Source organism: Paenarthrobacter nitroguajacolicus, from assembly GCF_029952445.1.
Lineage (GTDB): Bacteria > Actinomycetota > Actinomycetes > Actinomycetales > Micrococcaceae > Arthrobacter > Arthrobacter nitroguajacolicus_B.
The window spans coordinates 17,075-38,216 of record NZ_JAQPPK010000002.1 but is presented as its reverse complement, the minus strand read 5'-3'; the positions used below and the strand labels follow the sequence as shown (position 1 = coordinate 38,216).

Below are 21,142 nucleotides of genomic sequence, written 5' to 3'. Positions count from 1 at the left end.
AATCAGGTGAAGTACGCACTACACGCGTATGCCAAGGGGTACGACCCGGTTGGCAGGCAAAGGGCGGAACGAAGGCACTCCACGATCAAGCTGACCGTCGATTCCGACGGCAGATCCTGGTTGAGGACAAGAAAGAGGCCGGCTAAACCAACCTCTCGATTGACTCAACCGGCCTCTAAACTGCGTAAACGCGGAAGGTAAGGGATTTGAACCCTTGGTACGGGGTTACCGCACACTGGTTTTCAAGACCAGCTCCTTAGGCCGCTCGGACAACCTTCCTCGCCTAGTAGTGTTTCATAGGGAGTTGGCTGTTCCAAAACATCACGTCCTCCAGTCCCTGTCCCGGGGCAGGCGGACAAGCAAGAAACCGGGAGTTCGTCATGAAAGCCGTCTACATTTCAGAGCCTGGCGGGCCCGAAGTCCTCGAAGTGCGCGAGGTCGCCTCGCCGGTGCCGGGCCACGGCGAGGTGCTGATCGACGTCGTTGCTGCGGGACTGAACCGTGCGGACGTCCAGCAGCGCCGCGGTTTCTACCCGCCACCGCCCGGGGCGTCGGAAGTTCCTGGACTGGAAGTTTCCGGCCGCATCTCGGCATTCGGCCCGGGCGTCACCAAGGCTTTCTCCGTGGGGGACAAGGTAGTGGCGCTCCTGTCCGGCGGCGGCTATGCGCAGCAGGTGGCCGTCCCCGCTGAACAAGTGCTCCGAGTTCCCGAAGGCGTGGACCTGATCACCGCCGCAGCAATTCCCGAAGTAGCCGCCACCGTGTATTCCAACCTGATCATGACCGCACAGCTGCAGCCCGGCGAGACGGTACTCATCCATGGCGCCACCGGCGGCATCGGCACCATGGCCATCCAGTTGGCCAAAGCCTACGGCGCAACAGTGGCCACAACGGCCGGGACGGACGAGAAGGTGGGCACAGCCAAGGCGTTCCTCGGCGCCGACATCGCCATCAACTATGCCGAAGAAGACTTCGTTGAAAGCCTCAAAGCACAAAACGGCGGAAAAGGCGCAGACGTAATCCTCGACGTCGTGGGTGCCAAGTACCTCCAACAGAACGTCGATGCGCTCGCCGAGTATGGCCGTCTCATCATCATCGGATTGCAGGGCGGCGCCAAGGCAGAGATCAACCTGGGCCAGCTCCTCAGCAAACGCGCAGCCGTGATCGGCACCGCCCTCCGGCCGCGTTCGGTTGCTGAGAAAGGAGTCATCATGACGGCGGTGCGGGAGTCCGTCTGGCCCATGCTCACCGACGGCCGGATTACGCCACTGGTTGCCAAGTCGTTCCCGCTGGACCAGGTCCAACAGGCTCATGAGTACTTTGACTCGGGGGAGCACGTGGGCAAGGTCCTGTTGCTTCTCTGACCACCCGCCGCGCGCAGCAAGGAGCCTTATGTCCATCCGGCACAGCCTGCTGGCCCTGCTCCAGGACCAGCCCAGGTACGGCTATGAGTTGCGCGTGGAATTCGAAGACCGGACGGGTGCCGCCTGGCCGCTGAACATCGGCCAGGTTTACACCACCCTGGACCGCTTGGAGCGCGACGGCTTGGTCAGCAAGGACGGCGACGACGGCGGTGGCCACGTGATTTACAGCATCACTTCCGCCGGGGTTGAGGAAGTCGCTGCCTGGTTCTCAGGGGCGGTGGACCGTGGCAATCCACCCCGGAACGAGATCGCCATCAAACTGGCGCTCGCAGTGACTCTTCCCGGAGTGGACGCCTCTGAGGTGATCCAGTCACAGCGCGAGGTCTCAGTCAAGGCTCTGCAGGAGCACACGCAGGCGCGCAAAGCGGTGTCCGCCAACCAACGCTCCTCCGATACTGCCTTTCTGCTGGTGCTCGATTCCTTGGTGTTCCAGGCAGAAGCCGAAGTGCGTTGGCTGGACCTTTGCGAGGCGCGTATGGTGCAGGGCTTGGGCAAGGGCGGCTTGGGCAACCCCGGCGCCAGCTAGCCAACCGTTGGCCGCAGCAGCGGTACCGCTCAACGCAGCCGTTCACTCCAGAGGTGTTTTCAAACGATGCCGCTGGGTACCTCCTTGCTAGCTTGCCCGTGACGTACGTCCGAGCCAAGGGCAGCACAGCAGTTCTCAAGGAGGAGATATGGGCAAGAATCCTGACCAGACCGGACTCGTGGAAGGACTTGATCCCACGCTCCCTCCAGTCGCAGTAGACGATTCGGCACGCGAAGCTGAAGAACGCAACTGGACTCCTGCGAAGATCGCTCTTTGGGTGGCGATTTCGCTGCTGGGTGCAGTGGCGTGGTTCATGCTGGCCCTGGTTCGCGGCGAAACCGTGAACGCCATCTGGTTCGTTTTCGCCGCTGTGTGCACCTACCTGATCGGCTACCGGTTCTATTCCAAGGTTATTGAGCGGTACCTGCTCAAGCCGGACGACCGCAGGGCTACTCCTGCCGAGTACAAGGCCGACGGCAAGGACTACGTCCGCACGGACAGGAACGTGCTGTTTGGCCACCACTTCGCGGCCATTGCCGGCGCGGGTCCGCTGGTGGGTCCGGTTATCGCGGCTCAGATGGGTTACCTGCCCGGCACTATCTGGATCATCATCGGCGTCGTTCTTGCCGGTGCCGTGCAGGACTATCTGGTGATGTTCTTCTCGATGCGCCGTGGCGGCCGTTCGCTGGGCCAGATGGCCCGTGAGGAACTTGGTGTCATCGGAGGCACCGCAGCCTTGGTTGCCACCCTGCTGATCATGATCATCATTGTTGCCATCCTCGCGCTCGTGGTTGTCAACGCCCTGGGCGAGAGCCCGTGGGGCGTGTTCTCCGTAGGGATGACCATTCCCATCGCCTTGTTCATGGGCGTGTACTTGCGGTTCATCCGGCCCGGCAAGGTGATGGAGGTGTCCATCATCGGCTTTGTGCTCCTCATGGCTGCCATCATTGGCGGCGGCGCGGTGGCCGGAACCGAATGGGGCGCGGCGTTCTTCCACCTGGACAAGGTGACCATCGCGTGGGGGCTGATCATCTACGGTTTCATTGCCGCGATCCTGCCGGTCTGGCTGCTCCTTGCGCCGCGCGACTACCTTTCCACGTTCATGAAGATCGGCGTGATCGTAATGCTCGCGCTGGCCATCATCGTGGTGCGTCCGGAAATCACCGTGCCTGCGTTCAGTGAGTTCGCCAGCCGCGAGAACGGCCCGGTCTTCTCCGGTGCCATCTTCCCCTTCCTGTTCGTCACCATTGCCTGCGGCGCCCTGTCGGGTTTCCATGCCCTGATTTCCTCGGGAACCACCCCCAAGCTGATTGAAAAGGAACGCCAGACCCGTTTCATCGGGTACGGCGGCATGTTGATGGAGTCCTTCGTGGCCATCATGGCGCTCGTGGCAGCGATCTCGATCGATCGTGGAATCTACTTCGCCATGAACGCACCCCTGGCACTGACCGGTGGGAGCGTGGAGTCCGCCGCGACCTGGGTGAACAGCCTGGGCCTGGCCAATGTGAACATCACCCCGGACGTCCTGGCCCAAACGGCGAAGGACGTGGGGGAGGAGAGCATCATTTCCCGTTCCGGTGGTGCGCCGACGCTGGCCGTGGGATTGGCGCACATCATGCAGCAATTCATCGGCGGCCCCGGCATGATGGCCTTCTGGTACCACTTCGCCATCATGTTCGAGGCACTCTTCATCCTCACTGCCGTAGATGCGGGCACGCGTGTTGCCCGGTTCATGCTGCAGGACTCCATCGGTAACTTCGTCCCCAAGTTCAAGGAAGCCTCCTGGCGGCCGGGTGCGTGGTTGTGCACCGCCATCATGGTGGCGGCCTGGGGTGCGGTGCTCCTGATGGGTGTCACGGATCCCCTCGGCGGCATCAACACGCTCTTCCCGCTGTTCGGCATCGCCAACCAGCTCCTGGCTGCCATCGCCCTGGCCGTGTGCATGGCCATTGTGGCCAAACGGGGCACGTTCAAGTGGCTGTGGATCGTCGCTGTCCCGCTGGCGTTTGCCGCCGTCGTCACCATTACGGCGAGCTTCCACAAGATCTTCTCGCCCGTCCCCGCAGTGGGCTACTTCGCCAACAACCAGGCCTTCTCCAAGGCCTTGGCTGATGGCAAGACAGAATTCGGTACTGCCAAATCGGTGGCGGCCATGGAAGCTGTGGTCCGCAATACCGCCATCCAGGGCTGGTTGTCGGTGATTTTCGTGGCCTTGAGCATCATCGTTATCCTCGCGGCAGTGATTGCCACCATCAAAGCCATCCGGGCCGGCGGGGGACAGGACCACGAGGATCCCGCCGTGCCGTCCAAGGTCTTCGCCCCTGCCGGGCTGATTCCAAGTGCAGCCGAGAAGGCCTTGCTCGCCGAATGGAACGCCCTGCCCGCCGAGAAGCAGACCCAAAAAGCCGGGCATCACTAATGAACGCGGTCATCAAGGGCTTTCGGAGCTTCGCGGCCTACATGGGCTCCCTTATGGGCGCCGACGCGTACACGAAATACCTTGAGCACTTCACCGCCACCGGCCATGCCGGTCCTGCCATGACCGAACGCGAGTTCTGGCGGGACCGGATGGACCGGCAGGACAGCAACCCCCAAGGCCGCTGCTGCTGACGTGTAGTTTCGCTACGAACGAAGTCCAAAATCCGGCTGTGGCCGAAGGATCACGGGAACCACATGAGAGTATGAACGAATGAGCGATCTGAACGACATTCAGCCCACGGATGAGGCTTCGGACGACACCCCCGTGGAAGGAACCACACTGGACGGCGATAGTGCCGCCCCCGACGCCGCGTCGGATGGGCGGCAATCCTTGCCAGCGGAGGCCGGGAAGGACGGCAAGCCCAAAGGCGGCAGCCTCCAGGAACTGGTGGACGAACCGGCCAAGGTAATGCGGATTGGCACCATGATCCGGCAGCTTCTGGAAGAGGTTAAGGCTGCCCCTCTGGATGACGCTGCCCGCGGACGCCTTGCGGAAATCCACGAGCGGTCCATCAAGGAACTCGAAGACGGGTTGGCGCCGGAACTCATCGAAGAGCTGGAACGCATCAGCCTGCCATTTCCCGAGGACAAGGCGCCGTCGGATGCTGAGCTTCGCATCGCGCAAGCACAGCTGGTTGGATGGCTGGAAGGTCTGTTCCACGGGATCCAAGCCGCCATTGCCGCGCAACAGGCTGCCAAGGAACACGCTGCCGCCCAGATGCAGCTCCGTCAGCTTCCGCCCGGAACGGTCATCGCTCCGGGCATCGTGATCGGCGAAAACGGGCAACCGCAGCGGGCCGCAGCACCGGGCGCGCCTGGCGCCGCCGCTAATGGCCGCCCCGAAGATCCCGACCATGGCCCGGGCCAGTACCTCTGAGTTTGCAAGTGGGCTTCTTTGGGGCCGTCCGGCAAGGGCGGAAGGACGATCTTGAGCTCGGCAAGGGTCTGTGGCGCCGCGCCCACGACCGCTTTCATCGCGGGCTGGACCGGTACCACCAGGTCCTCGAGGGTGTGGACGATGAGCAGTTGTACAACGAGCTCGTCCAGATCGCCAACGAACTGGCGGAGCTGTCACCCAGGGTCCGGAGTATCTGCGTAGAGGCACAAAAGCGCTCGCCCAGCGATGGGCTTGACGTGCCGGGGGCACTGGCGGGCGTGCACCGTGCGCTTTCCAAGGCAGGAAACTCGCTGGCGACCACCGCCGAAGCTGCGGCCATGTTGCGGTTGGCGGTTGGCCCGGTTCCCGTTGGAGCGCTGTCTGTCCGGCGTCGGGCGGAGTCTGTTTTCGAGCAGGTAGCCGACGCTGAGCGCCAGTTGAATCCGTAAGCCTGCAAAATGCGAGGCGTTCGCAACTACCCGCGTGCGCCGTTATTCCCTGCATGCAATAAGTTAAGCGGATAGCTGATCTTCGTCATAAAGGGTCCGATCTGCCGCATCGGGCTGGCAGGATAAAAACATGACTTCGTCACCAGAACTTACTTTCAACGACGGCAACACCATCCCCCAGCTCGGCTACGGGGTATGGCAGGTTGAGGACGATGTAGCCGAAAAGGTGGTGCGCCAGGCTTTCGACGCCGGGTTCCGCCACATCGATACTGCCAAGATCTACGGTAACGAGGCCGGCGTGGGCCGTGCCATCGCCTCCTCGGGCCTTTCCGCAGAGGAAATCTTCATCACCACCAAGCTGTGGAACGCTGACCAGGGCTACGAGTCCACGCTCGAGGCCTTTGAGAAGTCGCTTGACCGCCTCGGTCTGGAAACCCTGGACCTTTACCTGATCCACTGGCAGCAGCCCAAGCAGGAAAAGTACGTCGATACTTGGAAGGCCCTCATCGAGCTGAAGAAGCGCGGCCGGGTTAAGTCGATCGGTGTCTCCAACTTCACCAAGGAAGGCCTGCAGCACATCATCGACGAAACCGGTGTTGTCCCGGCCATCAACCAGGTTGAACTGCACCCCTTCTTCAACCAGGCAGAACTGCGCGAGTTCAATGCCTCCAAGGGTATCCTCACCCAGGCATGGTCCCCGCTGGGCCAAGGTGGCGAGCTGCTGGAGAGCGCAACGATCGCCGAGATCGCCGCCAAGCACAGCGCCACGCCTGCCCAGGTTGTCATCGCCTGGCACCTGGCCATCGGCAACGTTGTGATCCCCAAGTCGGTCACGGAGTCCCGCATCCAGGAGAACTTCGCCGCCTTGAACGTCACGCTGGACGCTACCGACGTCGAGGCCATCAACAGCCTGGACCGCGGCGCCGAAGGCCGCATCGGCCCGGACCCGGCAGTCTCCGACTTCGCCTGAGCCCCACGCATTAAGCAGGTGCCCCGCTCCCGTCATGGGTGCGGGGCACCTGTGGTTAACGTTCGACGGCGGGTGGCGGGTTTGGAGGGCGGCGACCGCAAACCGCCGGAGGCCTTAGCGCGGGATGGTGATGGTCACGGTCGTTCCGGACTGTGGCTTGCTTTCCAGCCGGATGGTTCCGCCGTGCGCTTCGATGATGGCCTTGCTCAGGGGCAACCCAAGGCCTGCTCCCGGTATTGCTGTCTCCATCGCATGGTTGGCCCGGAAAAACGTGGTGAAGGCCTCGTCCTGTTCTTGTTCTGTCATGCCGACTCCTTGGTCGGAGACGGTCAACTCAATCCCGCCCTCAGTGTCACGAAGATCTGCCCCCACGCTTCGGCCCTCGGGGGAGAACTTGATGGCATTGGAAAGAATCTCGTCGATGGCTTTGCCGAACTGATGAGGATCGACGTCGGCGGCAGTTGCTCCCTCGATCTCCATGGTGATGGTGATGCCCCTGGCGGCCGCCTCGGATTTCGCGGACTTGACGGACTCTTCGAGCAAGGATGCGACGTTGGTAGGCCGACGTCGGAGTTCCAGGTCCTCGGAGGCCACCAGCAGAAGATCGTTAATGAGAGTGAGCAGGCGTTCAGCGTTCCGTTCGATGACGCTGATGTGTCGAGGGTCGGGACGCTCGCCGAGGATCTCCAGGTAGCCCAAAATGCTCGTCAGCGGGGTGCGGAGCTCGTGGGAGATCGTGGCAACGAATTTGTCGCGGACCGTCTGCGCCTTCACCAAAGCGGTGACATCGGTGAAAGCAAGGACCGAGCCCTTCAGCTGTCCGGTCTCCTCGTGGAGGGGCCTGGCTGCGGCGGAAAAGGTGCGCTGCTGGGGATCATCCGCTCCTACTCGGACCAGCGTGTTGGTGAAGGTCGCGCCCCGGGCAGCCAGCTCGGCAGGGCCCGGTTCTGCGGCCTCCCCGGGATCCAGGACGAACGGGTTCCTTTCGCTTGTTCTCTCCTGGGTCCACAAGCGATCCGACCGCAGACGACGGTTGGTCAGGATGTCTCCGCCGTTGCTGTCCATGGCCCAGACTCCGACGTTGACCGTTTCAAGAACGGTATTCATGAGTTGGGCGTGGTCTGCGGTGGCCTGGTGGAGGAGCTCCAGTTCACGTTCGTTGCTGCGCAGCCTCTCACGGTGCTTGATGAGCCCATGTGCTACGGCGTGCCCCGTCAATGCCAAGCCGGCCATGATGGTGGGGAAAACGATCATTCGGATCAGTTCGATCCGTTCGACCGCGTGGCCCAGGACGAGTGGCGATGCGATGGTGGCGACCGCAGGCGCCATGATTGCCAAAGCCAGGCGGATGCGACTGACGCTTACGGACAACCAAATGACCGGGAATGCCATCAGCAGTCCCACCACGCTCAGGAGGGGGCCGCCGGTCTCCCGCAACAGTCCCACAGCCAGACACTCGGCGACGGGGACCAGGACAAAACTCCAGGCAGGAAGACGGCGCCACGGCGCAACGAGACACAGCGCAGGGATCAGCAGCTGCACTAACGGGACAAGGAAGACTCCCGGGTCCCAACTGTCCGCGGGTCTGAAAAGGACGGCGAGGAAGACGATAAGGCCCATCATGACTGTCAAAGGCAGCTGGCATAAAAGAACTGCCTTGCGTATCCCGATTCGGCAGAAAGAGTCTTCCAAGGGCAGGAAAACAGGTTCGTCAGCAGCCTTCACGCTCTCCATCAATCGAGCGGGGCCAGTGTGGTCACGGAGAAGGGCTTTTCCAGCAGCGGCCTAACTGCCTCCACGAAGTCCTTGACGTGCTGTTGCTGGTTGTGGGCTTCGAGGTCCTCATGACAGGTCCAGCCTTCGAGCATGACGAATGTGCCGGGCCGCTGCACATCCGCGTAAACGGTGTACTCCAGGCATCCACAGTCCTGTCGACTGAGGGTTTGAAGGGAGCGGAGGGCGTTCCGGAGCTCGGTTTCGTGCCCCGCCTTGGCGGTGAAAACCGGCATGAGCCACACTTCCGCGGTCTCATTGCCAGGTGGCAGGGGAGTGGACATCTTGGGTTCCTTTGCAATGGTCGGGAAGGAGGGAGGGACGGATCGTGCCCGTCCCTCCCACAACTGATCAGGCGTTGATCTGCGGGACCTCCACCCACGATTCTTTTGCCGCAGATTCGACGATTGCGTCGTCGATGAGGGCTACTTGATAGCCGTCTGCGAAGTTGGGGTTTACGCTTCCGCCTTCGGCGATGGCTTTGAAGAAGTCGTACGCTTCGATGATCTTTGTCTCTCCATACCCGATGCCCAGGGCAGGAATGGGCCAAAGACCTTCTCCGTAGGGGTGGGCCGGGCCGGTGTAGACGGTACGGAACCCGCGACGGTCCGCCTGGTCTGAAGCAAAGCAGACCTGCAACTCGTCACGTCGCTCGTAGTTGAAGACGATGCTGCCTTCAGTACCGTGGATTTCGAACGTGATGTAGTTGTTCCTGCCGTGCGCGTTACGTGTCGCCTCTACGGATCCAACGGCTCCGTTGGCGAACCGGATCATGGTCATCACTTCGTCATCGACATCGACCTGGCCGCGCGGGCCTTCACCACCGCGTACAGTGCCAAGTGCGTCGGCCCCGCCGGTTTGGAGCGGTCGTTCGGGGATCCACGTCGACAATACGGCGTTGACAGCGCTGAACTCTCCCACGAGGTAGCGGGCCATGTCGATGACATGTGTCGCGATATCGCCCAAGGCGCCGGAACCTGCGATTGACTTCTGGAAGCGCCATGACAGCGGAGAGTTCGGGTCGGCGCTCCAATCCTGGAGATAGGTTCCCCGGAAGTTGAGGATTTGGCCGATTGCGCCTTCTTCGATGTATTTCTTGGCCAGTGCCACTGCGGGGGTGCGCCGGTAGTTGAAGGCCACCATGTGCACGAGGTCCTTGTCCTTAACGGCGTCGTACATGGCCTTGGACTCTTCGCCGGTGCGGGCGAGAGGCTTCTCGCAGATGATGTGCTTGCCTGCTTCGGCGGCTGCAATGGCGATTTCGGCGTGCAGGTGGTTCGGCGTCGCGATGTCGACGACGTGGATGTCGGGATCGTCGATGATGGACCGCCAGTCCGACGTCGAGTTTTCGAAACCGAAGCGCCTGGCGGCTTCTGCAGCCAGCTCGGGGTTCGCCTCGGCGATGACTTTGCGGACCGGCAGTGCCGGGGCAGGCCAGAAGAACATGGGCATGGCGGCATAGGCCAAGGAGTGGGCCTTGCCCATGAAGCCTCCACCGATGAGGCCAACGTTGAGGTTTTGCATGTGGATCAGGTCCTTCCGTAAGGATTGCTTAGAGGAGTGTCTCGAGGTATTTCTTGCTGATTTTTGCTGCGTCGGCGGGGTCGCCGTCGTAGTTGTCGAGTTCGACCATGAGCCAGCTGTCGTAGCCGCTTTCCCGGATCGCAGCGATGATGTCCGGGAAATCGAGCTCACCTTCGCCCAGGGGGAGGAAGTTGAACGGGTCTTGTTGGAAGTCCTTGAGGTGGACATGCTGGATTCTGTCGGAGTACTTGCGGATAACCGCGGCCGGGTCCGCCCCGCCTGCCGCAAGGTGCGCCGTGTCGGGGCAGAACCCGATCCTGGTCAGCGGCATGAGCTTTTCCAGTTCGTCCGGGCTCTCCACGATGGTGCTGAGGTGCGGGTGGTAGCTCGCGGACAGGCCGAAGCTCTCCGCGATGTCCGCTACGCGGTCCAGCGCGTGGCCCAGCAGGTGATAGTCCTGTTCGGTGGTTCCGGCAGCCCGGCGCGCGCCGCCGCCAACCACCAGCCGTTCAGCTCCGAAGTTCGCAGCCAGTTCTGCGGCCTTGTGGATTCGGTGCATCTCGTCGGGAAGGATGTCGGCATAGATGAAGTTGGCCCCCGTGTAGACACTCGTCAGCACGACTCCGTTGCTGCTGAGGATCTCTTTGAGTTCCTCCGGCTTGTCGGCATATTCGGCCAGGTTTCCGTCGAACATCTCCACGCCCTCATAGCCGACGGCGGCGATGTCACGCACGGCGCCGCGCATGGATCCGTGGGTCATGTAGAAAAGATCCTTGACGCTGGTCACGCCTTGCGGGTGTCCGACGACCCCGCCCCAGGTGATGGAACAGTAACCGAGTTTCATTGCATTTGCCTTTCAACTGCCGGAGAAGAGCTGGGAAAATCGAAGAGGTTGCCGGTGGGAACGTCCACCCATGACTGTCGTGCCGCGGAGGTAACCACCGCGTCCGTGAGGAGTGCTGCCCGGAGACCATCCCGGAAGGTGGGCAGGCCCTCGGGTTCGTGTCCTTGGACAGCTGCATAGGTGTCAGCGACGAAAGCGTTGAAGCTGTCCTGGTACCCCTGCGGGTGACCCGCCGGGAGCTTGGCATAGTGCCGGCCGCCCGGGGTGGAAAGGGTCTCCGGCCCCACAGGAATGTGCGAAGTGGAATCCACGCGTCCGATGTGCAGGGTGTCCGGTGTTTCCTGGTTGAAGCTGAACGATGCCGCAGTTCCATCGAAAGAGAACCAGAGGCGGTTTTTTCTTCCTGGACTGACTTGGCTCACAACCAACGAACCGGTGGCCCCCTTGTCGGTTTCGAAGAGCAGTGTTGCCCCGTCCTCAGTTGATACCGGGGACAACTGGCCAAGGTTTTCGCGTTGTTCATGGGCTCGGCTGGTACTGGCCATGATCCTGGAGATGCGGTGTCCCGTGGTGAACTCCATCAGGTCGCACCAGTGCACTCCGATGTCACCGAAGGCCCTGGACGCTCCTCCGAGCCTGGAGTCGACCCGCCAGTTTGTTGCCGCTGCACCTGCCAGCCAGTCTTGCAGATAGGATCCGTGCAGCAGCCAGAGGCGGCCTGCCTCCCCGTTGTGGATGCGCTCGCGGGCCTCCCGGACTGCCGGATAGAACCTGTAGACGAAGGGCACAGCGGTGACCACATTTGCCTGTTCTGCAATGTCCGTCAGTTCCTTGGCGTCCTCAAGGGTGGTGGCCAGGGGTTTCTCGCAGATAACGGCCTTGCCGGCGGCGATGGCCAAGCGTGCAAGGTCCGCATGGGTGGCGTTTGGGGTGCAGATGTGGACGACGTCCACGTCGTCGCGGGCGATCAGGGCTTCGGGGGAGCCGACCGCGGCCTGTGCACCCAATCGGGCCACAGCGGCCTCGGCACTGGCCGAACTACTCCCGGCTACTGCACTGACCGTGCTTCCTGCGGCCCGGACAGCATGGGAGTGGACTGTGCCCATGAATCCTGTGCCGATAATCCCGGCACGTGGTGTGGAGGCCATGGACCGTCACTTCTTCCGGGCGAGGGCGACTGCAAGGATGATGATGGCTCCACGCACTACTTGCTGCTGGCTGCTGTCGAGGCCTGCAAGGATCAGTCCGTTGTTGATCAGGCCGATCAAAAGGGCGCCGAAAAGGGTTCCGATGATGGAGCCGAAACCGCCGAAGAGGCTGGTCCCACCCAGGATGACCGCAGCGATGGCGGAAAGTTCGTCACCGGCGCCCCACTGGAACCGTCCGGACTGGAGGCGGCCCGCGTAGAGCATTCCGGCAACGCTGGCAACCATGCCGGAGATCAGCAGCACCTGGAACTTGATGCGTTTGGTGTTGATGCCAGTGAATTCGGAGGCGTTGCGGTTGCCACCCGTTGCCAGGACCTGCCGGCCGAATTTGGTCCGGTTCAGCACGACGGCGCCGATGGCTACGAAGATGCCGCTCCACACCACAAGGCCGGGAATGGGGCCGAAGTTCCCGGATCCGAACACCGTGTTGAAGGTGTCGTTCAGGATGGGCTGGGGCGCTGAAGCGGTGATCCACTGCGCGACGCCCACGGCAATGCCGAGCATGCCGAGTGTCACGAGGAAGGAAGGGATGCCCAGGAGGCTGACCAGTGCGCCGTTGACCGATCCGACCACGAGGCCCACGGCCAGGCCGGCAAGTATGCCCGGGACCAGGCCCCATTGGGACAGGGCCATAGCGGTGCAAACGCTGGAGAGGCCGGCGACGGATCCCACGCTCAGGTCGATCTCGGCGCAGGCAATGACGTAGGTCATGCCCACTGCGATGACGGTGATGGTGGCCGTCTGCCGGAAGATGTTCAGCAGGTTGTTCGGCGACAGGAATCCCTGGTCGCGCAGCAGGACCGCGAAGATCAGGAAGACGACGACGAAGCCGATGTAAATGACGTAGCGTCGCCAGTCGAGGTCCTTCAGGATGGTGCCGACGTTGCGGGGTGCCCCGGTGTCCCGTGGCGCGATGGTGTTTGTCTTGCTCACTGTTCAGACTCCCTGGACTGCAAGTTGTAGATATTCCTCGTCAGCGATGTCGCTGCGGGGGATGTCGCGGATGATGGAGCCGTCCTTGAGGACGAGGACGCGGTCGCTGACCGCGAGTAGTTCGGGATACTCGGAGGAGATGACGATGATGGCTTTGCCATCGCTTGCCAGTTCGCGGATCATGTCCAGGATTTCGCTCTTGGTGCCAATGTCGACGCCGGCGGTGGGCTCATCGAGGATCAGGATGTCGGGGTCGGTGCCCAGCCACTTGGCGATGACCACCTTTTGTTGGTTGCCGCCCGAGAGCAGCCGCACGGGCCGGTGGGGGTGGGCGACCTTGACTGCGAACCTCTTGATCAGCGACGCGGACAACTCGTTGCCCTTGGCGCCATCAAGAAGGGGGCCACGCTGAATTTGCTTCAGGAGCGGCAGCAGCAGGTTGTCCTGGACCGAGTGTTCCAGGACGAGGCCTTGGGCCCTGCGATCCTCCGGGACAAGGGCAATACCGGCGTTGATGGCCTGCTGCGGAGATGCCAGGGTGACTTTCCTGCCCCGGATGAGGACCTGCCCGCTGTCCAGTTTGTCGATGCCGAAAAGTGCCCGCGCGAGTTCTGTCCGCCCGCTGCCCATGAGCCCGGCCAGGCCGAGGATTTCGCCGGGCCGCAGTGCGAAGGAAACGTCCCGGACCCGTTGGCCCGCGTTCAGCCCGCGCACTTCCAACAGTGGCTCGACGTCGGTGGCCACATCGTTCCGCGCCCGATAGGAAAGTTGGCCCTCGACCTTCTTGCCCACGATTCCTTCGACGATTTGTTCGGGAGTGACCTCCGTCAACGGCTCGGTGAAGAGGTGCCTTCCATCGCGCAGGATGGTGATCCGGTCCGCCAACCTGTACACCTCATCCATGCGGTGGGAGATGTAGATGATGGAGATTCCGCGCTGCTTCAAGCGGTCTATCAATTCGAAGAGCGCCTCGGACTCGTGCCGGGCCAAACTTGCCGTGGGCTCATCCATGATCAGCACTTGTGCGTTCTGCGCGAGGGCTTTGGCGATCTCGGTCAGCTGCCAATAGGCGGTGCCAAGCCGCGAGACCTGGGCGCCGGCGTCGACGTCGACCTCCATCTCGGCGAAGACTTCCTTGGCCCGTCGCACCGCGGCGCGGTCATCGATGAGGCCGCCCCGGCCGAGCGGCTCTGCGCCAAGGAAGATGTTCTGGGCAACGCTAAGGCTGGGTACGAGGCTGAATTCCTGGAAGACCATCCCGATTCCGGCGGACTTCGCGTCCTGGATCGAGTTGATGGCGGCCGGTTTGCCGCCAATGAGGATTTCTCCGGCATCCGTTTGGTAGACGCCCTGGAGGATCTTCATGAGGGTGGACTTGCCGGCCCCGTTGCCCCCGGCCAGTGCGTGGACCTCGCCCTTGCGGACATCGAAGCCGACATCCTTCAGAACGGGCACGCCGTTGAAGGCCTTGGATATCGAGCGCATCTCGACGACATTGTCTGCGGTGTTCATTTCCCGCCCTTTCGGCGCGGTGCGGGGGCCTGGGCCCCCGCACCGTAGGATCTGGCTACTTCTTGTAGGAGTCCTGGATGTCCTTGGGAGCGTCCTCGTGGTAGACCTGCTTCCAGGCATCAAGGACGTTCGAGTGGTCAACAGGGAGGGCGCTCAGCGCCACGTACGGAGGTGCCTGCTTGCCAATAAGTGCTCCTGCCGCGAGCCGGGCTTCGGTGACACCCTGGTCGAACGGAACCTGGGCGCCGAGGCCGACGACGAGTTCGTCCTTGGCCAAGGCGATGGCCACGTTCTTGCCGAGGTCCTCCGTGGCGATTTTCAGGTCCTGCCGGCCGGCCGCGCGGGCCGCCGCCATGACGCCTTCAGCCGGGACGTCCCACACGGCCCAGATGCCGGCCAGGTCGGGGTACTTGCTGATCATCGCGTTGGCAGCAGCCTGTGCGTCTCCAGCGAAGTCCGGGCCCGCGATGCCCTTTTCTTCGACGATCTGGATGTCGGGGTATTCCTTGGCGATAGTGTCCTTGAAGCCTTCGTGGCGCTGCTTGGTCACGAAGAAGTCGGCTTGGTGGAACACGAGGCCGATCTTTCCCTTGCCGCCCAGGGCTTTGGCCATCTGGTGCGCGGAGACCACGCCGTTGCCGTAGTTGTCAGCCGAAACAACTGAAACGTAGTCCGTGCCGGGAGTCAGGCCCTGGGGGACGTTGTCCATGAAGACGAGCTTTGTGCCGGCAGCCGCAGCCTTTTTGTACGCGGAGGCGGTGGCTACAGGGTCCGTGGGGATGGAGACGATGACATCCGGGTCCTGCGTCATGACGGTCTCGATATCCGAAACCTGCTTGTCCGGCTTGAAATTCGCGTCCGTTGTAGCGATGACCTTGATGCCGAGCTTTTCGAATTCACTCTTGAGGCCGTTAACCTGGGCCGTTGCCCAGTCGTTGCCGCCGTAGTGCATCACGATTGCGGCCTTGGCGTTGAGTGCCTTGATCTTCTCGATCTCCTCCGGCGTCAGGTCTGACACGGATGCCGGGGAGGGGGATTCGCCGTTGGGGCCCTTGCTCAGGACCTGGCCCTTGATCTTGTCGAGGGCCTGCTGGGCCTTTTCGGACACGCCGGCATCGGGTGCGTTCGACGTGCTCGCCGCCGAGCTGCTGCACGAGGCTACGGAAAGTGACAGGACAGCGGCCAAAGCCACGAGGGGAAGCCTGCGGATCATCATTGTTCTCCAGTGCTTATGAGGGGATGTGGTGGTGGGGGCGGGAACGAGCGCGCCTGGAACCGGTGCAAGTGCGGACCCTTCCCGGCGGAACCGTCGATGGTGGACGCCGAAGAGCCTGCGGGGAGCGGTCCGCTTCATCCTTGGTGAACCCGGACCGTAATCGCTTACGGGAGTTCCGTGAACGTTTACGGAACCGATCGTAAACGTTTACGGTAGAGGTGTCAAACATCACTTCCGCCCGGTTTCTGGGTAACCGGAGAGGGCGTACGCACGTAGTATTGGTACGCATCGGCCCGGTTGGACGGTGCGGGGACAGGAGAGAGCGTGTCAGGCATAACGGGTCCACATGGAGCCAACGGGCAAGCAGGAGCCACGTTGCGGCGGAAGCCGACCATCAACGACGTCGCGGAGATCGCCGGTGTGTCTTTTGGCACCGTCTCGCGGGTCCTGAACAATGCTCCCGACGTCAGCGCGGCCACTCGCGAACGCGTCCTGCAGGCCATCAAGGACATCGGGTACCGCAGGAACCGCGCGGCAACGGCGCTGGTCACCAACCGGTCGACGTCCATTGGACTGCTCTCAGACGGCTCCCCGCGGTTTGGCCCGGTCGGGACGCTCATGGCCCTTGAAACCGTCGCGCGGAAGAAGGGCTACGCCACCACCGTCATCAGTGTCGAGCAGCCCTACGGGGAATCCGTGCAGGCAGCCCTGGACACCTTGGATGACACTGGCGTCGGGGGAATCATCGTCGTTGCACCCTTGGTCGATATGGCTTCTGCGGTCTGGAATGCCTCCTGCCGGGTACCGGTCGAGATGATCGCAGCCGGAGCATCATCAACTCCGAACGTCTTCACCTATTCGGAAGACCAGGAGCTTGGGGCCCGGCTGGCCACCCAGCACCTCATAGACCTGGGACATACTGACATCGCCCATCTGGCCGGCTCCATGGATTGGTTCGACGGGCGCGTGCGCAAGAGCGGCTGGGAAGCTGCGTTGCGTGGCGCTGGCCTTCCGCAGGGTCTTTGCCTGGAGGGAGATTGGAGTCCCCGCTGGGCCTACGAAACCGGCCTTGACCTTGTCCGGGAGGACAGGGTTCCCCAAGCGGTTTTCGCGGCGAGTGACCATACGGCCCTTGGACTCATCCGCGCGTTCACCGAAAACGGGATCCGGGTGCCGGAGGACGTCAGTGTCGTCGGCTTCGACGACATTGAAGGTTCGGACTATTTCCTGCCTCCGCTGACCACCGTGCGCCAGGACTTCACTGCCCTGGCCCTGATGAGCATGGAGGTGCTCCTGGGTGCCATGGAGGGCAGGGAAGTTGACCGCACTCCAATCGCACCCACACTTGTTGTGCGCAACAGCTCCAGACGCGTAGCCTCGTAGGACCCACCCGAGGAGCAGTCATGAACGGTCGGATCCTCTCAGCCCGCCGTGCCCTCGTCTGCGTGGGATTCGGGGTCCTGGCCGGCACAGCAGCCGGGCTCGCCCTGGCACCCGCCCTTGCGCCCTTGGTTGCCTGGTGCACGGCCGGCATCATAGCCCTGGCCTGGGCATGGCGGATCTGTTGGCAGCAGGACCCGCCCGGGACTGAACGCATTGCACGCGAAGAATCAACCTCACGGTTGACCGACAACGCGATCATCACAGCGTGCCTGGCAAGCATCGCCGCCGTGGGAGTTGCGTTGATCCAGTCGGGAAACCGGGACGATGATCCGGTGTCAGTCGCTCTGGTCGTAGTGGGGGTGCTCGGCACCATAGTCGCCTGGGCCCTGGTCAACACGGTCTATGCCTTGAAATACGCCCGAATGTACTACGTCGACCGTGACGGTGGCGGCTTTGACGACAAGGACGGCAGGCAACCGGCTTACAGCGACTTCGCGTACTTCGCCTTTACGGTGGGTATGACCTACGCCCCGCCTGAAGTCGAGACGGGAAGCACCGAGATCCGCCGTAAAGCCCTTCTTCACGCCCTCTTGTCGTATTTCTTTGGAACAGTCCTGATCGCCGTTTCCCTCAACGCGATCACCAATCTCAGCCAAGGGTGACGTGCAAGGGCCACCAGCAAGTGAGTTGCTGGTGGCCCGTGCAGTCTTCCGCCGGTCAGCGCGGGGGAGTCGTCAGGCTCACCTGCGCTTCCGCAGCCCGCGGAGGACGACGACGGCGAGTCCGCCCGCCGCCAGCGCCCACGGGGCACCGACGATGATCGGATCCATCCACTGGTGGCTGAGGTCGGCGCGCTTTTGTCCCACCCGGGAACGGACACCTCCACGGGAGAACTCGCTGAGCACGCCCGTCTCGGTAATAGGGTTGTCCGGCCGCAGCGTGGCGAACGAGCGAAGGTGGTGTTCCCAGGCGTCCACTCTGTCTGCTGCTACGAGCAGCAGCCAATGGGCAGCCCGGCCCTCACTGTACTTGTAGGCGTACTTCCGGATGGCGCCCGAGATCCCGGCAGGAGGAGTGGAGGTTCCAAAGACGGGAGGCAGGAACGCGTGTTCCACCGACCGTTCCCTGGGCCACTTCTCTGGCTGGCGCTCCGGGAAGTCCCAGTGTGCGCCGGTTTCGATGCCGGGTTGTTCGCGGGGGTAGGAGGGCCGGTCGGCGGGGTCGAGGTCGGCGCCCCACCCCGGAATCCGGGCCCGCAAGGCCTCCGAAGACTCCCTCTTGGCAGTCTTTTCGGCGACGTATGGCGTGGCTGTTTCAGTCAAGGTGTGCTCCCTTCAGGACTGCCCGGTGATAACCAGCGGCTTGATGATGTTGTCCAGTTTGGCGGAGAACATGTGGTAGCCCTCGGCGATGTGTTCAAGCGGAATCCGGTGGGTGACGATGTCACTTGGTTTCAGGTACCCGTTCCGGATGTGCTCGAAGAGCCTTGGCCATTGTCGCTTGACCGGGCATTGGTTCATGCGCAAAGTCAGGCCCTTGTTCATGGCGTCGCCGAACTTCACGGCGCTGAAGATCGGGCCGTAGGCGCCCACCACGGACACGGTCCCACCCTTCCGCACCGAGTCGATCGCCCAGTTCAGTGCGATGGGCGAGCCGCCCTGCAGCTTGAACTTGCTGCTGGTGACGTGCTGCAGGAAGTTTCCGTCAGCTTCGGCCCCGACGGCGTCAATAACGACGTCGGCACCCAGGAAGTCGGTCTCCTTCTTGAGGTGGACCACAATGTCGCCGTACTCGGCAAAGTTGTACGTCTCGGCGTGGGCGAAGCTGCGTGCCTTCTCCAGCCTGTATTCCAGGTGGTCAATCACGATCACGCGACCGGCACCCATCAGCCAGGACGACTTTGCGGCAAACAGCCCCACAGGGCCCGCACCGAACACCACCACCGTGTCACCTTCTACGATGTCCCCAAGCTGGGCGCCGAAGTAGCCGGTCGGCAGGGCGTCGGTGAGCAACACCGCATCCTCTTCCTCCAGCCAGTCGGGGATCTTTGAAGGCCCCACGTCCGCGAACGGAACCCGCACGAATTCTGCCTGGCCGCCGTCGTAACCGCCGCAGGTGTGAGAGTAGCCGTAAATGCCGCCCACCGCCGTCGCGTTCGGATTCACGTTGTGGCAATTCGAGTAGAGGCCGCGGGAGCAGAAGTAGCATGAGCCGCAGTACACGTTGAACGGCACCATGACGCGGTCGCCCACCGAGACGTTCTGCACGGAAGAGCCCACCTCGTGGACCGTGCCCACGAACTCGTGGCCGAAGGTCATGCCGACCCGGGTGTCCGGCATCATGCCGTGATACAGGTGCAGATCGGAGCCGCAAATGGCGCCCGCACTGACCTTGACGATCGCATCGTTCGGATGCTCGATTTTCGGAATGTCCTTCTCTTCGACCCTGACTTTGTAGGGGCCGCGGTAAACCATTGCCTTCATCAGTGCCTCGTCCTGTTTCTGGTTGGTCGTCTCATGGGAAGCTCCCTCTCAGGCTCCGGCCGGGTGCAGGACGACCTTGGTCCAGCCGTCTTCGCGGCTGTCGAAGTTCTTGTAGCCCGTAGGAGCATCGTCGAGGGACAGCTCGTGGCTGACGATAAAGGAGGGGCTGGCCTTTCCGCCGGCAACGAGGTCGCGGAGAGCGCGGTTGTACTTCTTGACCGGACACTGGCCGGAGCCCATGGTCTGGCCTTTGAACCAGTAGTTTCCGTAGTCAAAAGCGATCTGGCCCTGCTTTTCGAGTTCGTCGGGGGAACCCGGATCCTGCGGCAGGAAGACGCCCACCACGCCGATGCCACCCACGAAGCGGACCGAGTCCACCAGCCGGTTCAGGGTTTGGTTTGGATGTTCGTTGCCTTCGGGATCGTGGGCCTGGTAACCAACGCATTCGCAGCCTCGGTCTGCGCCAAATCCCATGGTTTGGTCCTTGACGAATTCCACGGGATCCACTTCCGCATCATTCACGGCAATGGCGCCGATCTGTTCGGCCAGCTTCAGGCGGTCCTGGTGGCGGTCCACCACCATCACTTTGCCGGCACCCTTGATGATGGCGGAGTAGGCGGCCATGAGTCCCACCGGTCCACCACCGTAGATGACCACGGAGTCGCCGGGGTACACGCCGGCCATCTCGGTGGCGTGCCAACCAGTCGGGAAGATGTCCGCCAGCATGACGTAGTCGAGCTCCTTCTCGACGGCGTCCTCACCCAGCCGCAGGCAGTTGAAGTCGCCATATGGAACCCTGAGGTACTCGGCTTGGCCGCCCTGGTACGGGCCCATGTCCGCGAAGCCGTAGGCGGCGCCCGCCAGCTTCGGCTCGGGTTGCATGGTCAGGCAGTAGTTGGTGAAGCCGCGTTCGCAGTTCTTGCAGAAGCCGCAGGCGATGTTGAAGGGCAGGACCACGCGCTCGCCCACTTTGACTTTGCTCACCGCGGGGCCGACCTCCACCACCTCCCCGAGGTTCTCGTGTCCGAAGGAGCGCCCGGGTTCGAAGCTCGTCCGGCCCTCGTACATGTGGAGGTCCGAACCGCAAATGTTCGCTGAGGTGATTCTTACCAGTACGTCGGCCGGGTGTTCGATCTTGGCATCGGGGATTTCCTCGACGCTGACATCGTTCGGTCCTTTGTAAACTACTGCCTTCATGTTCCGCTCTTTTCTTCTGCCCATGCCGATTCGACCAAGTCGTGGTGGCTGCCAGGGCGCAGAATGCCCCACGCCACGGACCTAAGGTGGTGGCGCTGGTGGTCGCATAAATACGAGAGGGTGAATCAGCGAGGAAATAGGGAATTCAGGATTGTGGCCCGTATGAGTCAGCCCGAAAGCTTGGAGGGCCGGAGGCTTTCAGCCGCAGGTTGTCCGGGAACGCACTGCCGGTCTGTCTGCAAAAGCGGTGCTGCACGACCCATGCTAAGCATACTTATCATGCATGTCGAGGGGTAACCGGAAAGGTTGCCGTAACTCCAGCCATGCTTCGTCGAGAAGCAACCC

Annotated in this window: 20 protein-coding genes and 1 tRNA gene; 9 read left to right on the top strand and 12 right to left on the bottom strand. The window is 62.5% G+C overall.

The annotated features are described in order from the left end of the window. Window positions 1-191 precede the first annotated feature (191 nt). Window positions 192-279: transfer RNA gene (locus PJL15_RS01580), tRNA-Ser, on the bottom strand. Window positions 280-380: 101 nt separating this feature from the next. Between PJL15_RS01580 and PJL15_RS01575 the strand changes: the two genes are divergently transcribed. From PJL15_RS01575 to PJL15_RS01545, 7 genes are all read left to right on the top strand, one after another. Continuing rightward, a complete protein-coding gene (locus PJL15_RS01575) occupies window positions 381-1,364 on the top strand; it encodes an NAD(P)H-quinone oxidoreductase (protein ID WP_281449458.1) in 984 nt (327 codons plus the stop codon). Window positions 1,365-1,392: 28 nt separating this feature from the next. Continuing rightward, window positions 1,393-1,950 carry a PadR family transcriptional regulator gene (locus PJL15_RS01570; RefSeq protein ID WP_281449457.1) on the top strand — a complete coding sequence of 186 codons (558 nt, stop codon included), beginning with the start codon at window positions 1,393-1,395 and terminating at the stop codon, window positions 1,948-1,950. Between the two features lie 148 nt (window positions 1,951-2,098). Next, entirely contained in the window at window positions 2,099-4,369 is a 2,271-nt protein-coding gene (locus tag PJL15_RS01565) for a carbon starvation CstA family protein (RefSeq protein WP_281449456.1), read from the top strand. Continuing rightward, window positions 4,369-4,560 (top strand): YbdD/YjiX family protein, encoded by a 192-nt coding sequence (locus PJL15_RS01560; protein ID WP_281449455.1) that lies wholly within the window; start codon window positions 4,369-4,371, stop codon window positions 4,558-4,560. The genes PJL15_RS01565 and PJL15_RS01560 overlap by 1 nt, the downstream gene beginning before the upstream one ends. A gap of 79 nt (window positions 4,561-4,639) precedes the next feature. Next, the gene (locus tag PJL15_RS01555; protein ID WP_281449454.1) at window positions 4,640-5,305 is read left to right on the top strand and encodes a bacterial proteasome activator family protein; all 666 of its coding nucleotides are present in this window, start codon (window positions 4,640-4,642) and stop codon (window positions 5,303-5,305) included. Window positions 5,306-5,313: 8 nt separating this feature from the next. After that, a complete protein-coding gene (locus tag PJL15_RS01550; RefSeq protein WP_189019073.1) occupies window positions 5,314-5,754 on the top strand; it encodes a hypothetical protein in 441 nt (146 codons plus the stop codon). 130 nt (window positions 5,755-5,884) lie between these two features. Continuing rightward, entirely contained in the window at window positions 5,885-6,724 is an 840-nt protein-coding gene (locus PJL15_RS01545) for an aldo/keto reductase (protein WP_281449453.1), read from the top strand. Between the two features lie 114 nt (window positions 6,725-6,838). On the opposite strand, the gene PJL15_RS01540 is transcribed toward PJL15_RS01545, so the two are convergent. The 8 genes from PJL15_RS01540 to PJL15_RS01505 all read right to left on the bottom strand — a co-directional run bounded on the left by PJL15_RS01540 (window position 6,839) and on the right by PJL15_RS01505 (window position 15,734). Continuing rightward, window positions 6,839-8,449 (bottom strand): sensor histidine kinase, encoded by a 1,611-nt coding sequence (locus PJL15_RS01540; protein ID WP_281449452.1) that lies wholly within the window; start codon window positions 8,447-8,449, stop codon window positions 6,839-6,841. Between the two features lie 8 nt (window positions 8,450-8,457). Further along, window positions 8,458-8,781 (bottom strand): putative quinol monooxygenase, encoded by a 324-nt coding sequence (locus PJL15_RS01535; protein WP_281449451.1) that lies wholly within the window; start codon window positions 8,779-8,781, stop codon window positions 8,458-8,460. A 67-nt stretch (window positions 8,782-8,848) separates the two neighbouring features. Then, window positions 8,849-10,021, bottom strand: coding sequence for a Gfo/Idh/MocA family protein (locus tag PJL15_RS01530; RefSeq protein WP_281449450.1), 1,173 nt, complete (start codon window positions 10,019-10,021; stop codon window positions 8,849-8,851). A 28-nt stretch (window positions 10,022-10,049) separates the two neighbouring features. After that, entirely contained in the window at window positions 10,050-10,865 is an 816-nt protein-coding gene (locus PJL15_RS01525; protein ID WP_281449449.1) for a sugar phosphate isomerase/epimerase family protein, read from the bottom strand. After that, complete coding sequence (locus PJL15_RS01520; protein ID WP_281449448.1) at window positions 10,862-12,013, bottom strand: Gfo/Idh/MocA family protein; 1,152 nt, start codon at window positions 12,011-12,013, stop codon at window positions 10,862-10,864. The genes PJL15_RS01525 and PJL15_RS01520 overlap by 4 nt, the downstream gene beginning before the upstream one ends. Window positions 12,014-12,019: 6 nt before the next feature. Next, on the bottom strand, window positions 12,020-13,006 hold the full coding sequence (locus tag PJL15_RS01515) for an ABC transporter permease (RefSeq protein ID WP_189019066.1): 987 nt from the start codon (window positions 13,004-13,006) through the stop codon (window positions 12,020-12,022). 3 nt (window positions 13,007-13,009) lie between these two features. Continuing rightward, window positions 13,010-14,518 (bottom strand): sugar ABC transporter ATP-binding protein, encoded by a 1,509-nt coding sequence (locus PJL15_RS01510; protein ID WP_281449447.1) that lies wholly within the window; start codon window positions 14,516-14,518, stop codon window positions 13,010-13,012. Between the two features lie 55 nt (window positions 14,519-14,573). Beyond that, window positions 14,574-15,734 (bottom strand): substrate-binding domain-containing protein, encoded by a 1,161-nt coding sequence (locus tag PJL15_RS01505; RefSeq protein ID WP_281449446.1) that lies wholly within the window; start codon window positions 15,732-15,734, stop codon window positions 14,574-14,576. Window positions 15,735-16,058: 324 nt separating this feature from the next. Here PJL15_RS01505 and PJL15_RS01500 point away from each other — a divergent pair, with 324 nt between their 5' ends. Further along, the gene (locus tag PJL15_RS01500; RefSeq protein ID WP_281449445.1) at window positions 16,059-17,117 is read left to right on the top strand and encodes a LacI family DNA-binding transcriptional regulator; all 1,059 of its coding nucleotides are present in this window, start codon (window positions 16,059-16,061) and stop codon (window positions 17,115-17,117) included. 20 nt (window positions 17,118-17,137) lie between these two features. Further along, window positions 17,138-17,779, top strand: coding sequence for a DUF1345 domain-containing protein (locus PJL15_RS01495; protein WP_281449444.1), 642 nt, complete (start codon window positions 17,138-17,140; stop codon window positions 17,777-17,779). A 78-nt stretch (window positions 17,780-17,857) separates the two neighbouring features. On the opposite strand, the gene PJL15_RS01490 is transcribed toward PJL15_RS01495, so the two are convergent. Genes PJL15_RS01490 through PJL15_RS01480 form a run of 3 tightly spaced genes read right to left on the bottom strand, consistent with a single transcriptional unit; the run spans window position 17,858 to window position 20,797 of the window. Next, the gene (locus PJL15_RS01490; protein ID WP_281449443.1) at window positions 17,858-18,439 is read right to left on the bottom strand and encodes a hypothetical protein; all 582 of its coding nucleotides are present in this window, start codon (window positions 18,437-18,439) and stop codon (window positions 17,858-17,860) included. A gap of 12 nt (window positions 18,440-18,451) precedes the next feature. Then, a complete protein-coding gene (locus tag PJL15_RS01485; RefSeq protein WP_281449442.1) occupies window positions 18,452-19,600 on the bottom strand; it encodes a zinc-dependent alcohol dehydrogenase in 1,149 nt (382 codons plus the stop codon). A 48-nt stretch (window positions 19,601-19,648) separates the two neighbouring features. Next, window positions 19,649-20,797, bottom strand: coding sequence for a glutathione-independent formaldehyde dehydrogenase (locus tag PJL15_RS01480; RefSeq protein WP_281449441.1), 1,149 nt, complete (start codon window positions 20,795-20,797; stop codon window positions 19,649-19,651). Window positions 20,798-21,142: the final 345 nt, after the last annotated feature.

Coding starts and splice junctions, on each gene's coding strand:
- PJL15_RS01505 (WP_281449446.1), bottom strand. CDS start 15,734: ATGATGATCCGCAGGCTTCCCCTCGTGGCTTTGGCCGCTGTCCTGTCA.
- PJL15_RS01525 (WP_281449449.1), bottom strand. CDS start 10,865: ATGAAACTCGGTTACTGTTCCATCACCTGGGGCGGGGTCGTCGGACAC.
- PJL15_RS01520 (WP_281449448.1), bottom strand. CDS start 12,013: ATGGCCTCCACACCACGTGCCGGGATTATCGGCACAGGATTCATGGGC.
- PJL15_RS01545 (WP_281449453.1), top strand. CDS start 5,885: ATGACTTCGTCACCAGAACTTACTTTCAACGACGGCAACACCATCCCC.
- PJL15_RS01575 (WP_281449458.1), top strand. CDS start 381: ATGAAAGCCGTCTACATTTCAGAGCCTGGCGGGCCCGAAGTCCTCGAA.
- PJL15_RS01530 (WP_281449450.1), bottom strand. CDS start 10,021: ATGCAAAACCTCAACGTTGGCCTCATCGGTGGAGGCTTCATGGGCAAG.
- PJL15_RS01560 (WP_281449455.1), top strand. CDS start 4,369: ATGAACGCGGTCATCAAGGGCTTTCGGAGCTTCGCGGCCTACATGGGC.
- PJL15_RS01565 (WP_281449456.1), top strand. CDS start 2,099: ATGGGCAAGAATCCTGACCAGACCGGACTCGTGGAAGGACTTGATCCC.
- PJL15_RS01570 (WP_281449457.1), top strand. CDS start 1,393: ATGTCCATCCGGCACAGCCTGCTGGCCCTGCTCCAGGACCAGCCCAGG.
- PJL15_RS01535 (WP_281449451.1), bottom strand. CDS start 8,781: ATGTCCACTCCCCTGCCACCTGGCAATGAGACCGCGGAAGTGTGGCTC.
- PJL15_RS01555 (WP_281449454.1), top strand. CDS start 4,640: ATGAGCGATCTGAACGACATTCAGCCCACGGATGAGGCTTCGGACGAC.
- PJL15_RS01495 (WP_281449444.1), top strand. CDS start 17,138: ATGAACGGTCGGATCCTCTCAGCCCGCCGTGCCCTCGTCTGCGTGGGA.
- PJL15_RS01480 (WP_281449441.1), bottom strand. CDS start 20,797: ATGAAGGCAGTAGTTTACAAAGGACCGAACGATGTCAGCGTCGAGGAA.
- PJL15_RS01485 (WP_281449442.1), bottom strand. CDS start 19,600: ATGAAGGCAATGGTTTACCGCGGCCCCTACAAAGTCAGGGTCGAAGAG.
- PJL15_RS01510 (WP_281449447.1), bottom strand. CDS start 14,518: ATGAACACCGCAGACAATGTCGTCGAGATGCGCTCGATATCCAAGGCC.